Genomic DNA, 12,057 nt, shown 5'->3' with positions numbered 1-12,057 from the left:
CGGCCTATTTCGCGCTCATCGCGGCCAGCCATTCGTCGATCCACGCCTTGCGGTTGGCGGCGACGTCTTCCGGCGCCATCAGGAAGGTCTTTTCCGGCTTCACCAGCGCCTCGAAGGCGGCGGGAAGCGGCTCGTGCGTCGCGGCGGCCGGCATCATCCAGTTGGTCTCGGGAATGATCGACTGGAAATCCGGACCGGTCATGAAGGTGAGAAAGGCGCGCGCCAGATCCGTGTCGCGGGCCGTGCGGGTCATGCCGGCGACCTCGATCTGGATATAGTGACCCTCTGCGAAGGCGGCCGCCTTGTAGCGTCCGGTTCCTTCCGCGATGACGTGATAGGCCGGCGAGGTGGTGTAGGAAAGCACCATCGGCGCTTCGCCCCGGGTGAAGAGGCCATAGGCCTCCGACCAGCCGGGGGTGACCGTCAGCACGCGGTCCTTGAGCCTGCTCCAGGCCGCGCCCGCCTCGTCGCCGTAGATCGCCTTCATCCACAGCAGCAGGCCGAGGCCCGGCGTGGAGGTGCGGGGATCCTCGATGACGATCTTCTCGGCCGGGTCGCCCTCGACGAGTTCCTTCATGCTCTTCGGCGGATCCTTCAGCGTCTGGCTGTCGTAGACCACCGCGAAATGGCTGTAGTCATAGGGCAGGAAGGTGTCGTCGGAAAATCCGCCCGGCACCGTCAGCCCCTCGGGAGAAAGGCGGTGCGGGGCAAAGAGGCCGGTCGCCTTCGCCTCGGCGATCAGGTTCGTGTCGAGGCCGAGAACGATGTCGGCTTTCGTGCTCTCGCCTTCGAGCTTCAGGCGGGTCACCAGCTCCACGCCGTCGGCAAGACCCACCCATTCGATCTTGCAGGCGCAGGTCTTCTCGAAGGCGGCGGCGACTTCGGGGCCGGGACCCCAGTCGGCGACGAAGCTTTCATAGGTATAGATGGTGAGCGTCTTTTCCGCCGCGTTCGCCGGCGGGGAAAACAGGGCGGCGAAGATTGCGATCGTGGGGAGTATGATATTGCGCATCAGCGTCTCCTTCAGTCCATGAACGGGAATTAGGGCGCTGGAATGAGCCGTCTAATCCCTCCGCCGGTACGAGCCGGATCAGGTTCTTCGGGTTGGCGGAACGCCTCTCAGCCGCAGGACCGGAACCCGGCGGCACCCCGTTAGAGCATCGCAAGGCATAGTCCCCCGCGCGACCGTGCGCAAGAGGCTCCCTCCGGTGGCCGGCTTCCCGCATGCCGGAGCCTTGCCGTTCTCCTTCATCCGGCCGCCAAAAACTTTCCCTTTCCGGGGAACATGCGCTAAGGGCATCAGCCATGATCACGCCGGCATCCGCAGAGCAGACATTCGTTATCCTCCTTGGCGGCGCGCTCGAGGCGACGCCCCGCCTTGCCGCGGACATGGCCGGCGCGCGTTTCGTGGCGGCGGACGGGGGCATGCGCCATGCGGCGGCGCTTGGTATCGTGCCGGAGATCTGGGTCGGGGATTTCGATTCCACCGCGCCGGAGCTTGTCGCGGCCTTTCCGGATGTGGAACGTCAGTTCCATCCGGCCGCCAAAAACGAGACGGACGGCGCCATCGCCGTGCTGACGGCGGTCGAACGCGGCGCGCAGCACCTCGTTCTGGCCGGCGCGCTCGGCGGCGAGCGCAGCGATCATGCGCTGCTGCATCTGCTGCATGCGGTCGCGCTGGCGGAGGAGGGGCTTTCGGTCAAGCTCACCTCCGGCGAGGAGGAGGCCTGGCCTCTCCTGCCGGGTGCGCGCGAGATCGACCTGCCCCCGGACAGCCTGTTTTCCGTCCTCGGCTTCTCGCCGCTCGCCGGCCTTTCCATCGACAACGTGCGCTATCCGCTGCGGGATTTCTCGCTGCCCTTCGGCTCGTCGCGCACCATCTCCAACGTGGCGGAAGGCCCGATCCGGCTTTCACTCGCCTCCGGCCGCGCGGTGCTTCTGGCGCGGCCCTACGATCTTTCAGGAGCCTGATCCATGGCGCCCCCCATTCTCAAACTCGACAATATCACCTTGAGCTTCGGCGGCACGCCGCTGCTTGCCGGCGCGAACCTGCAAGTGGAGCCGGGCGACCGCATCTGCCTCGTCGGCCGTAACGGTTCGGGCAAGTCGACGCTGATGAAGATCGCCGCCGGCCTTGCGGAGGCGCAGTCCGGCGAGATTTTCCGCCATCCCGCAGCGACGATCCGCTACCTCCATCAGGCGCCGGATTTCGATGGTTTCGATACGGTTGCGGCCTATGCGGAAGCCGGGCTCGGACCGGGCGACGATCCCTATCGCGTCACCTATCTGCTCGAACACCTCGGCCTTGCGGGCGACGAGAATCCGAAGTCGCTTTCGGGCGGCGAGGCGCGCCGGGCGGCGCTCGCCCGCGTTCTGGCGCCGGAACCGGATATCCTGCTTCTCGACGAGCCGACCAACCACCTCGACCTGCCGACGATCGAATGGCTGGAAGGCGAGTTGCAGTCGACCCGCTCCGCCCTCGTCGTCATCTCGCACGACCGCCGTTTCCTGGAGAAGGTCTCCAACGCGACCGTCTGGCTCGACCGAGGCCAGTCGCGGCGGCTCAATCGCGGTTTTTCCCATTTCGAGGCCTGGCGCGACGAGGTGCTGGAAGCCGAGGAACTGGAGCAGCACAAGCTCGGCAAGGCCATCGAGCGCGAGGAGCACTGGCTGCGCTACGGCGTCACCGCGCGGCGCAAGCGCAATATGCGCCGCCTCGGCGAGTTGCACGACATGCGCGCCCGCTATCGCGGCCACAAGGGACCGCAGGGCAGCGTGCAGGCAAGCGCCTCCGATGCGCAGGATTCCGGCAAGCTGGTCATCGAGGCGGATAAGATCGCCAAGAGCTTCGGGGAGCGCGCAATCGTCGCGCCTTTCTCGATCCGCGTGCATCGCGGCGACTGTATCGGCCTTGTCGGGCCGAACGGCGCGGGCAAGACGACCCTGCTCAAGATGCTGGTCGGCCAGCTTGCGCCCGACAGCGGCGCGGTGCGGCTCGGCACCAATCTGGAGATCGCCGTTCTCGATCAGCGCCGTGAGGATCTGAACCTCGACGACACGCTTGCCCACTATCTCACCGACGGGCGCGGCGAGACGCTTCTCGTCAACGGCGAACAGCGCCATGTCACCGGCTATATGAAGGAATTCCTGTTCCAGCCGGAGCAGGCCCGCACACCGATCCGCAACCTTTCCGGTGGCGAACGGGCGCGCCTGATGCTGGCGCGCATCCTGTCGCGGCCGGCGAATCTGCTTATTCTCGACGAGCCGACCAACGACCTCGACATCGAGACGCTCGATCTGTTGCAGGAGATCGTGGCGAGCTTCGCCGGCACGGTGCTGCTCGTCAGTCATGATCGCGATTTCCTCGACCGCACCGTGACCTCGACCATCGCGCCGGCGGATCCGGAAAGCCCGGACGGCCGATGGATCGAATATGCCGGCGGCTACTCCGACATGATGGCCCAGCGGCGCGGGGCGGCGGAGGAAAGGCGCAAGGCCGCCAGGGTCGAGAAGGCGAAAGCCGCAACGCCCGGACAGCCGGTGGAATCCAGGGCGAAGGGCAAGCTTTCCTACAAGCAGAAGTTCGCGCTGGAAAACCTGCCGAAGGAGATGGAAAAGGCGGAACGGGAGATCGCCGCGCGCGAGGAGAAGATGGCCGACCCCGCCTTCTTCACAAAGGACCCGGCCGGCTTCAGCCGGCTTGCCGCCGAACTCGAGAAGCTGCGCGCCTCCCTGACGGCAATGGAGGAGGAGTGGCTGGAACTGGAAATGCTGCGCGAGGAACTGGAAGGGTGAGGCCGCGGCATCCTTCCTGTGCTGTCCCACGTCCGCACCGGGCATGAAGCAGTGGATTGATTCGCGGGCTGCTTAGGTCTATCTAAAGGGCTCGTGGTGATTTGCCGGCCGGCTTGCAGCCACGTTAAACAAGTCGCTAAAGGGCCGCGAGAGGAAGACCTTCCGTGGACCGGTTGCGACATCGTTGCAGCCGGTTTTTTGTTTTTCGATCGAGTTGAGCCATGCCCATCAAGATTCCCGATACGCTTCCCGCCTTCCAGACCCTCGTCAAGGAAGGCGTGCGGGTGATGACCGAGACAGTGGCGATCCGGCAGGATATCCGCCCCTTGCAGATCGGGCTGCTCAATCTCATGCCGAACAAGGTCAAGACGGAAGTTCAGATGGCCCGCCTCATCGGCGCCACGCCCCTGCAAGTGGAACTGTCCCTGGTGCGTGTCGGCGGTCACCGGCCGAAGAACACGCCGGAAGAACATCTGCTTGCCTTTTACGAGACGTGGGAAGAGGTCAGGCATCGCAAGTTCGACGGCTTCATCATCACCGGCGCGCCGGTCGAGACGCTCGACTACGAGGACGTCACCTATTGGGACGAGATGAAGCGGATCTTCGACTGGACGCAGACCAACGTTCATTCGACGCTCAACGTCTGCTGGGGAGCCATGGCGGCGATCTACCACTTCCATGGCGTTCCCAAGCACCGGCTGCCGGAAAAGGCCTTCGGCGTCTATCGTCATCACAACCGCAAGCCGTCCTCCGTCTATCTCAACGGGTTTTCCGACGATTTCCAGATCCCGGTGTCGCGGTGGACGGAGCTGCGCGCCGAGGATATCCGCAAGGTGCCAGGTCTCGACATCCTGATGGAATCCGACGAGACGGGTGTCTGCCTGGTGCAGGAGACGGCCGGCAACCGACTCTATATCCTCAACCATGTCGAATATGATTCCACGTCGCTGGCGGAGGAATATTTCCGCGATGTTGAGGCGGGCGCGCCGATCAAGCTGCCGAAGAACTACTTCCCGCACAATGATCCGTCGCTCGTGCCGCAGAACCGCTGGCGCAGCCATGCGCACCTGCTGTTCGGCAACTGGATCAACGAGATCTACCAGACGACATCCTACGATCCGGAGAAGATCGGCACGGGCGCCTGACGTCCGCACCACAGGGCGGGGGTGCAATTCCATGCGGGGGCGCTGCCGAGCAGGCCGGCGCTGGAAGGAAGAGGCGGCGAATACGGCCGCGGAACGACATGAAGCCGAAGAGAAAAATGGTGCGGGTGGTCGGAATCGAACCGACACTCCTTTCGGAACCGGATTTTGAGTCCGGCGCGTCTACCAGTTCCACCACACCCGCACGGGGGCCGCCGATGGCGCGGGACCTTTGCAGGCCCGGCCGGCCGGGCGCATACGCTCCGGAGCAGCCCATGCCGTTTACACGAAGGTTTATCGGGCGGCAACGGGAAATCGGGCATGATCACATCTGCGTGCGGTGATTTACAAGTGCGGCGCAATCGGTAGAACTTCGCCGATCCGGCCGCTCTATGATCCGGCCCACCTGGAAGGACCCGCATGACCGTATCTCTCGCCATTTCCCCCAAGGCAAGCGCCGTCCTTCTGGCGCTCGGCATGGTCGCCACGGTTGGCGGCGCGCTCGGTTTCGAGCATATCGGCGGTTATATTCCCTGCGCGCTCTGCCTGGTGCAGCGCGATCCCTATTACTACGGCATTCCCGTCGCGCTCGCCGCGGCACTTTCGGCCTTCTTCGGCGGCCCGGCCTGGCTGACGCGCGGCCTTCTTACCGTGGCGGGCGTCATGATGCTCGTGGGGGCCGGCCTCGGGGTCTATCACGCCGGCGTGGAATGGGGCTTCTGGGAAGGGCCGGCGACCTGCGCCACCTCGGCCCAGGGCGTCACCATGAATGCGGAAGACCTGCTGGCCGATCTCAACGACAAGCACGGCCCCTCCTGCACGGAGGCTTCCTTCCGTTTCCTCGGCCTGTCCTTCGCCGGCTGGAACGTGATCGCAAGCCTCATTCTGGCCGCCGTCGCCTTCAATGGCGCGCGGGCGCGCAAGGCCTGAGTTTCCGGCGCCCGTTCAGGGCTGAAGCTCGACGTTCCAGTAGAGATAGTCCATCCAGCTTTCGTGCAGATAGTTGGGTGGAAACAGACGACCGTTGTTGTGCAGATCCTGAACCGTCGGGTGATAGGGCGTCTGATGCGGGAACATGCCCGCCTGTCTCGGCAGCTTGCTGCCTTTCCTCAAATTGCAGGGAGAACAGGCGGCGACCACATTGGCCCATGTCGTTTCGCCGCCATGGGCGCGGGGAATGACATGGTCGAAGGTCAGGTCGTTGCGCGACCCGCAATACTGGCATTCGAACCGGTCGCGCAGGAACACGTTGAACCGGGTGAAGGCCGGGTGGCGCGAGGGCTGCACATAGGTCTTGAGGCTCACGACGCTCGGCAGGCGCATCGTGAAACTGGGCGAGGAAACCGAATGGTCGTATTCGGCGATGATGTTTACGCGGTCAAGAAAAACGGCCTTTATCGCGTCCTGCCAGGACCAGAGCGACAAGGGGTAATAACTCAGCGGCCGGTAGTCAGCATTGAGGACAAGTGCTGGCAGGGCCTGTGGTGAAACAGAAATCGTCAAGGGCGTCTCCTGGGCGATTCGGCATCTGCCCCTGTATATTAGGTCCGTTGTTACAGCATTGTGAAGACAGAAAGAAAAAGCCGCCGCCCGCTTCCGGCCCGTCAGTTTTCGAGGATCGGCGCCCCGTCCCGCCGCATCCGGCGAGCGTAATAGGCCCAGAACAGGCGGGCCGAAACGCCCCGCCAGGGCGACCAGGCCCGGGCGATCCGTTCGAGTTCCTGCGGCGTCGGGCGCGAATCCAGCCCGAGCCCGTCGGCGACGGCGTTCTGCAACGCCACGTCGCCGGAGGGAAAGATATCGGGATGGCCGCCGCAGAAGAGAAGATAGACTTCCGCCGTCCAGCGGCCGACGCCCTTGATCGCCGTCAGCCTCGGGATCGCCACCTCCGCGTCGAGGGTGCAGACCGTTTCGAGGTCGAGCATCCCGCTGTCCACCGCCTCGGCCGCCCGGCGCAGCGTCTGCGTTTTGGCGCGCGACAGACCGGCGCTCCGGCAATCCTCGTCGCAGAGCGCGAGGATATGGTGGGGCGTCACCTCGCCCGCCGCCGCTTCCAGCCGTTTCCAGATCGCGTCGGCGCTGGCGCGCGACACCATTTGCGCCACGATGATGCCGGCAAGCCCGCGGTATCCGGGGGCAAGGCGACGCAGCGGCACCGGACCGGCCTTGTCGATGACGCCAAACAGGCGCGCATCGAGAAGCGCGAGGTCGACGAGGCCCGCTGCGACGTCAGCATCCGTCCTGATCATATGCAACTGCATGGCATTCGCTCCCGTGCCTGATGACGCGGCACGGCTGTTCATGCCAGAAGACAACATGGACACCGCTTTGTCAAAGACACGCGTCTTCCGCTTCGCCCCGAGCCCCAATGGCCTCCTGCATCTCGGCCATGCGCTGTCGGCGATCCTCAATCATGACCTCGCCGCTGCCTGCGGCGGCCGTTTCCTGCTGCGCATCGAGGATATCGATCCGGCCCGTTCGCGGCCCGAATTCGAAGCGGCGATCCTTCGGGATCTCGCCTGGCTCGGCCTCGACTGGGAAAAACCGGTGCGCCGCCAGTCGGACCATCTTGCCTTCTACAGGCAGGCGCTGGATCGCCTGAAGGCGCTCGGCCTCCTTTATCCCGGCTTCCTCAGCCGGACCGATGTGCGCATGCGGGTGGCGGCCTGCGAGGCGGCGGGAGGCACCTGGCCGCGCGATCCCGACGGCGCGCCGCTCTATCCGACGGAAGAGCGCGGGCTCGATCCCGAATTGGCGGCGGCGCGGATCGCGAAGGGCGACCAGCACGCCTGGCGTCTCGATATGGACAAGGCGCGGGCGCTTGCCGGCGCGCCGCTTTTCTGGGTGGAGGCGGGGGCGGGGCCGGCGGGAGAGACCGGAACGGTCCTTGCCCGGCCGGAGCTTTGGGGCGATATCATGCTGTCGCGGCCCGACGCGCCGGTGAGCTATCATCTCGCCGTGGTGCTCGACGATGCGGCGCAGGGCGTGAGCGACGTGGTGCGGGGGCAGGACCTTTTTCACGCAACGGCGGTGCACCGGCTGTTGCAGACGCTCTTCGGCCTGCCAGCGCCGCGCTATCGCCACCACGGCCTCGTTCCCGGACCGGATGGCCGCAAGCTTTCCAAGAGCAACCGCGATACGGGGATCGCGGCCTACCGTGAAAAGGGAGGCTCACCGGCCGAGATTCGCGCCCTGCTCGCGGGCGATGGCTTCGTCCTCGATTGAATCCGGCTCTGCGTTCGGGTTCGCGTCGGGCGCGGTCTTCCTCACGCCGTGGACGCGGTCGGAGACGAGGCGACGCACCCGGTACTTGAGCAGCGCCGCGTTGACTTCGGCGCCCATGATGAAGATCGCGCCGATGATGTAGAGGAAAACCAGCGCGATCATCAGCGAGGCCAGCCCCGCATAGGTCGAGACGTAATTGGCGAAGGTCGCAAGATAGGAGGCGAAGGCGTAAGCGCCGAAGCCCCAGGCCAGCAGGGTCAGCAGGACGCCGGGCAGCACGTCGGCGATCTTGCGCCGGCCGGCCGGCAGCCAGAGATGGGCGATCAGCAGGCCGGCGAGCAGCATGACGAGCGTGCCGACGAGGCCCCAGTTCTCCACCCAGGCATAGGCCTGCGAAAGCCAGGGCAGCCAGTCGCCGGTCCGGCGCACCGCAAGCGGCGCGGCGACCAGCACGATGCTGAGGACGGCGAGCGCCAGCACGCCCACCAGCACGAAGCCGAGGCTCGTCAGCCGCGTCGTGTACCAGTAGCGTGTCTCGGCGACGCGGTAGGCGCGATTGAGCGAGACACGCAGCGCTTCGACGCCGTTCGAGGCGAAATAGGCGGCCGCCAGCACCGAGATCGTCAGCAGGCCGCTGCGCGGAACGGTAAGCACCGCCACCACTTCGCGGGAGATCGGCTCGGCGATCGATTCCGGCCAGGTGTCGAAAATCAGATGGACGGCGGTATCGGCGAACTGGTCGGCGCCGAGAAAGGAGGCAAGCGCCGTGCCGAAGATCAGGAAAGGAAAAAGGGCGAGCAATGTCGAAAGGGCGACGTGGCTGGCCATCGCCCAGCCGTCGTCCTCGGAAAAATGCCAGAGCGCGTCGAACAGGACCTTGTAGGCAAGGCGGATGGCGGTGGGTATCTGCAATGTCCGTTCCTTTATCGGCGTGGCCGGTCCTGTTACGGCAAATGGCCGTTCCTGTCACGGCGAATGGCCTGTCCTATCACGGCAAATGGCCTGTCCTATCACGGCGAATGGCCTCCCTGTCACGGCGAATGGCCGGTGCGGCGGGCGATTGTCAGCCGCCGGTGAATATGGGAAACCACCGGGGATATGTACAGGGAACCGCAATGCCGCCTCAACCCGTAACGTCACCCACGATCATCGTGACCGGCTGCTCCTCGGGGATCGGCGCTTATTGCGCGCGGGCTCTGGCGAAGGAGGGTTGGCGGGTCTTCGCCACCGTGCGGCGGGAGGAAGACCGCGCGCCGCTTGAAGCCGAGGGTATAGAGACCTTCCTGATGGATTATACGCAACCGCCCTCCATCGCCGCGCTGGTCGACGATGTGCTTCAGCGGACCGGCGGCACGCTCAACGCGCTTTTCAACAATGGCGCCTATGGTCAGGCGGGGGCGGTGGAGGATGTGCCGGTCGACGTGCTCAGGCTCCAGTTCGAGACGAATGTTTTCGGCTGGCACGACCTGACGCGCCGCCTTGTTCCGGTGATGCGCCGGCAGGGGCACGGGCGTATCGTGCAGTGCTCGTCGATCCTCGGCCTCGTGCCCTATCGCTGGCGAGGGGCCTATAACGCCTCGAAATTCGCGCTGGAGGGCCTGACGCTGACGATGCGCATGGAGCTTGCCGGTTCCGGCATCCATGTCAGCCTGATCGAGCCGGGGCCGATCGAATCGCGTTTCACGGCCAATGCGCTGCGCCAGATCGAACGGCACATCGACATGGAGAATTCCGTCCATGCAAAAGAGTATCGCCGGCAATTGCGCCGTCTCAGGGGCGAATCGAAACCGGCGCGCGGCAAGCTCGGGCCCGACGCCGTCCATGCGGCGCTGCGGCATGCGCTGACCGCGAAGGCGCCCCGGCCGCATTACGTGCTGACGCGGCCGGCGCGGGAGGGCGTGCTGCTGAAACGGCTCCTGCCGGCGCGGCTGTTCTATTATCTCGTCGGCAGGTTCGGCTGATGCGGGCGTGGCCCGGCACAAGCAACCCTTCCGCCGGTCAAGCGGCCGAAAACGCGTGCTATTTGCGCTGAATGTCCTATTTGGATAGGACCTTCATTCCTCAAATCCGGATCCCTCGCCATGTCCTCCTTCTTCACGTTCCTCACCCTCCTCGTCATGGGGCTCGTCGCCATCGTTCTGGTGCGCGGCCTGTTCAACATGGCGCGGGGCGGCAGCGGCAATACCTCGAACAAGCTGATGCAGCTGCGCGTGCTCTTGCAGGCGATCGCCATCGTGCTCATCATGGTCACGCTCTGGCTGACGGGAGGTGGCCGCTGATGGTGAAGCTCAACAAGATCTATACCCGCACGGGAGACGGCGGCACGACGGCTCTCGTTTCCGGCCCGCGGCGCAAGAAGCACGACCTGCGCGTGGAAGCCTATGGCGAGGTGGACGAGACCAACGCCTGCGTCGGACTCGTGCGGCAGCACCTTGCCGGGATGGCCGAACTCGACGCGATGCTGGAGCGTATCCAGAACGACCTGTTCGATCTCGGCGCGGACCTTGCGACGCCCGATACCGGTCAGCCGCTCGAATATGAGCCCCTGCGTATCGTGCAGGAACAGGTGGACCGGCTGGAGCGGGAAATCGACAGCCTCAATGCGGATCTGGAGCCGTTGCGCTCCTTCGTGCTGCCGGGGGGCAGCGCGGCGGCGGCGGGGCTGCATCTCGCGCGCACGGTCGCGCGGCGCGCCGAGCGGCGCATCGTCGCGCTTGCCGATGGCGGCGAAGCGGTGTCCAAACCGGCGATCGCCTATATCAACCGGCTGTCTGATCTGTTCTTCGTCGCCGCGCGCTGGGTCAACGACAAGGGACGCAGCGATATCCTCTGGGTGCCGGGCAAGAACCGGTAGCGTGCGCGCGGAAGGGAATTCATGTTCATACCGCTGCACGACGCCAATTCCCTCAAATATATCAAGGTCCAATATGTCACGATCGGGCTGATCGCGGTCAATGTTGTCGTCTGGCTGGTCACCGGGCTTGCCTCGACGCAGGCGTTCTCCGACGCGGCGGTGGTGGGGCTCGGCTATATTCCGGCCGTCGTCTTCGACTTCGCCGATCTGGAGCCGAGCCTCGTGCTGGTGCCGCAGGACGCGACCTATATCACCTACGCCTTCCTGCACAGCGATGGCCTGCACCTGGCTTCGAACATGCTGTTCCTGTGGGTGTTCGGCGACAATGTCGAGGATGCGCTCGGGCATCTCCGCTTCCTCGCCTTCTATCTTCTCTGTGCGGCGGCCGGCGCGCTTGCCCACGGCCTCATCGAGCCCCATTCGGAAGCGCCGCTCATCGGGGCGTCGGGAGCGGTCTCCGGCGTCATCGCGGCCTATATCCTGCTGCATCCGCGCATCCGGGTCTGGGTGCTGGTGTTCTTCCGCATCCCGCTGCCGCTGCCGGCGGTGATCCCGCTCGCCTTCTGGATCGCGCAACAGTTCTACATGCTGGTCATCGGCGGCGATCCGGGTGTCTCCTGGGGCGCGCATGTCGGCGGCATCCTTGCCGGTGCGTTCCTCGTCGTCTTCCTGCGGCGGCGCGGGGTGCCGTTGTTCGACAGGACCATCGTCGCTCCGAAAGCCGTCCGGACCGCAGGGGCGAAGCTGGAAAACGAACGATCGCCGCCTGCGCGCTGGGGCCGCTAGAAACCACGCGTGACGGTAATCAAGCCAGTCGGGAATTTCATGGGGTGTGGGGCAAGGAACATTGTATTTGGGGAAAAAACGCGTATCGATGTCGCCCAGCGGCAATCAGGGTACTCCCGAAAAGCGCATTTTCCTCGCGGGTATTTGAAGGAAGGAAGCCATGAAGATAGTTGTCCCGGTGAAGCGGGTGGTCGACTACAACGTGAAGATCCGGGTGAAGACGGACGGATCGGGCGTTGAGCTTGCCAACGTGAA

13 protein-coding genes, 1 tRNA gene, 1 pseudogene and 2 riboswitches are annotated in these 12,057 nt (G+C 65.0%); of the genes and pseudogenes, 10 read left to right on the top strand and 5 right to left on the bottom strand.

Annotation, left to right across the window (positions count from 1 at the left end):
* Window positions 1-4: 4 nt before the first annotated feature.
* On the bottom strand, window positions 5-1,012 hold the full coding sequence (thiB, locus tag KYK29_RS18460; protein WP_254692365.1) for a thiamine ABC transporter substrate binding subunit: 1,008 nt from the start codon (window positions 1,010-1,012) through the stop codon (window positions 5-7).
* Between the two features lie 38 nt (window positions 1,013-1,050).
* Window positions 1,051-1,162: riboswitch (TPP riboswitch) on the bottom strand.
* A gap of 143 nt (window positions 1,163-1,305) precedes the next feature.
* Between thiB and KYK29_RS18455 the strand changes: the two genes are divergently transcribed.
* The 3 genes from KYK29_RS18455 (at window position 1,306) to metA (ending at window position 4,940) form a co-directional block, all read left to right on the top strand.
* The gene (locus KYK29_RS18455) at window positions 1,306-1,971 is read left to right on the top strand and encodes a thiamine diphosphokinase (protein WP_254692364.1); all 666 of its coding nucleotides are present in this window, start codon (window positions 1,306-1,308) and stop codon (window positions 1,969-1,971) included.
* 3 nt (window positions 1,972-1,974) lie between these two features.
* Window positions 1,975-3,795, top strand: coding sequence for an ABC-F family ATP-binding cassette domain-containing protein (locus KYK29_RS18450; RefSeq protein ID WP_254692363.1), 1,821 nt, complete (start codon window positions 1,975-1,977; stop codon window positions 3,793-3,795).
* A gap of 83 nt (window positions 3,796-3,878) precedes the next feature.
* Window positions 3,879-3,955, top strand: a riboswitch (SAM riboswitch).
* A 61-nt stretch (window positions 3,956-4,016) separates the two neighbouring features.
* Window positions 4,017-4,940 (top strand): homoserine O-acetyltransferase MetA, encoded by a 924-nt coding sequence (metA, locus tag KYK29_RS18445; RefSeq protein ID WP_254692362.1) that lies wholly within the window; start codon window positions 4,017-4,019, stop codon window positions 4,938-4,940.
* A gap of 117 nt (window positions 4,941-5,057) precedes the next feature.
* Here the strand turns inward: metA and KYK29_RS18440 are convergent.
* Window positions 5,058-5,142 (bottom strand) — tRNA-Leu (locus KYK29_RS18440).
* Window positions 5,143-5,357: 215 nt separating this feature from the next.
* Between KYK29_RS18440 and KYK29_RS18435 the strand changes: the two genes are divergently transcribed.
* Window positions 5,358-5,867, top strand: a complete 510-nt coding sequence (locus KYK29_RS18435) for a disulfide bond formation protein B (RefSeq protein ID WP_254692361.1) — start codon at window positions 5,358-5,360, stop codon at window positions 5,865-5,867.
* A gap of 15 nt (window positions 5,868-5,882) precedes the next feature.
* Here KYK29_RS18435 and KYK29_RS18430 read toward each other — a convergent pair whose 3' ends face one another.
* Both KYK29_RS18430 and KYK29_RS18425 read right to left on the bottom strand, forming a co-directional pair.
* Complete coding sequence (locus KYK29_RS18430; protein WP_254692360.1) at window positions 5,883-6,440, bottom strand: HNH endonuclease; 558 nt, start codon at window positions 6,438-6,440, stop codon at window positions 5,883-5,885.
* A 101-nt stretch (window positions 6,441-6,541) separates the two neighbouring features.
* Window positions 6,542-7,192, bottom strand: a complete 651-nt coding sequence (locus KYK29_RS18425; RefSeq protein WP_254692450.1) for a DNA-3-methyladenine glycosylase family protein — start codon at window positions 7,190-7,192, stop codon at window positions 6,542-6,544.
* A gap of 61 nt (window positions 7,193-7,253) precedes the next feature.
* Here KYK29_RS18425 and gluQRS point away from each other — a divergent pair, with 61 nt between their 5' ends.
* Window positions 7,254-8,162, top strand: coding sequence for a tRNA glutamyl-Q(34) synthetase GluQRS (gene gluQRS / locus KYK29_RS18420; RefSeq protein ID WP_254692359.1), 909 nt, complete (start codon window positions 7,254-7,256; stop codon window positions 8,160-8,162).
* Here the strand turns inward: gluQRS and KYK29_RS18415 are convergent.
* Window positions 8,109-9,068, bottom strand: coding sequence for a YihY/virulence factor BrkB family protein (locus KYK29_RS18415; RefSeq protein WP_254692449.1), 960 nt, complete (start codon window positions 9,066-9,068; stop codon window positions 8,109-8,111). The two genes, gluQRS and KYK29_RS18415, sit on opposite strands and share 54 nt — an antisense overlap.
* Window positions 9,069-9,277: 209 nt before the next feature.
* Between KYK29_RS18415 and KYK29_RS18410 the strand changes: the two genes are divergently transcribed.
* The 5 genes and pseudogenes from KYK29_RS18410 to KYK29_RS18390 all read left to right on the top strand — a co-directional run.
* A complete protein-coding gene (locus KYK29_RS18410) occupies window positions 9,278-10,123 on the top strand; it encodes an SDR family oxidoreductase (RefSeq protein ID WP_254692358.1) in 846 nt (281 codons plus the stop codon).
* A gap of 120 nt (window positions 10,124-10,243) precedes the next feature.
* The gene (locus KYK29_RS18405) at window positions 10,244-10,441 is read left to right on the top strand and encodes a twin transmembrane helix small protein (RefSeq protein WP_254692357.1); all 198 of its coding nucleotides are present in this window, start codon (window positions 10,244-10,246) and stop codon (window positions 10,439-10,441) included.
* Window positions 10,441-11,016, top strand: a complete 576-nt coding sequence (locus KYK29_RS18400) for a cob(I)yrinic acid a,c-diamide adenosyltransferase (protein WP_254692356.1) — start codon at window positions 10,441-10,443, stop codon at window positions 11,014-11,016. Before KYK29_RS18405 ends, KYK29_RS18400 begins: the two co-directional genes overlap by 1 nt.
* Window positions 11,017-11,037: 21 nt before the next feature.
* Window positions 11,038-11,802 carry a rhomboid family intramembrane serine protease gene (locus KYK29_RS18395; protein ID WP_254692355.1) on the top strand — a complete coding sequence of 255 codons (765 nt, stop codon included), beginning with the start codon at window positions 11,038-11,040 and terminating at the stop codon, window positions 11,800-11,802.
* A gap of 160 nt (window positions 11,803-11,962) precedes the next feature.
* Window positions 11,963-12,057: pseudogene (locus tag KYK29_RS18390) on the top strand (electron transfer flavoprotein subunit beta/FixA family protein); the annotation flags it as partial.

Source organism: Shinella daejeonensis, assembly GCF_024281235.1.
Lineage (GTDB): Bacteria > Pseudomonadota > Alphaproteobacteria > Rhizobiales > Rhizobiaceae > Shinella > Shinella daejeonensis.
Note: the sequence above shows the minus strand (reverse complement) of the source record. Positions and strands in the feature narration are given on the sequence as shown.

What these genes read in the sequence shown, in the direction of transcription:
- thiB (WP_254692365.1), bottom strand. Translation starts at nt 1,012, where the DNA reads ATGCGCAATATCATACTCCCCACGATCGCAATCTTCGCCGCCCTGTTT.
- KYK29_RS18450 (WP_254692363.1), top strand. Translation starts at nt 1,975, where the DNA reads ATGGCGCCCCCCATTCTCAAACTCGACAATATCACCTTGAGCTTCGGC.
- KYK29_RS18405 (WP_254692357.1), top strand. Translation starts at nt 10,244, where the DNA reads ATGTCCTCCTTCTTCACGTTCCTCACCCTCCTCGTCATGGGGCTCGTC.
- KYK29_RS18455 (WP_254692364.1), top strand. Translation starts at nt 1,306, where the DNA reads ATGATCACGCCGGCATCCGCAGAGCAGACATTCGTTATCCTCCTTGGC.
- KYK29_RS18395 (WP_254692355.1), top strand. Translation starts at nt 11,038, where the DNA reads ATGTTCATACCGCTGCACGACGCCAATTCCCTCAAATATATCAAGGTC.
- KYK29_RS18435 (WP_254692361.1), top strand. Translation starts at nt 5,358, where the DNA reads ATGACCGTATCTCTCGCCATTTCCCCCAAGGCAAGCGCCGTCCTTCTG.
- gluQRS (WP_254692359.1), top strand. Translation starts at nt 7,254, where the DNA reads ATGGACACCGCTTTGTCAAAGACACGCGTCTTCCGCTTCGCCCCGAGC.
- KYK29_RS18400 (WP_254692356.1), top strand. Translation starts at nt 10,441, where the DNA reads ATGGTGAAGCTCAACAAGATCTATACCCGCACGGGAGACGGCGGCACG.
- metA (WP_254692362.1), top strand. Translation starts at nt 4,017, where the DNA reads ATGCCCATCAAGATTCCCGATACGCTTCCCGCCTTCCAGACCCTCGTC.
- KYK29_RS18410 (WP_254692358.1), top strand. Translation starts at nt 9,278, where the DNA reads ATGCCGCCTCAACCCGTAACGTCACCCACGATCATCGTGACCGGCTGC.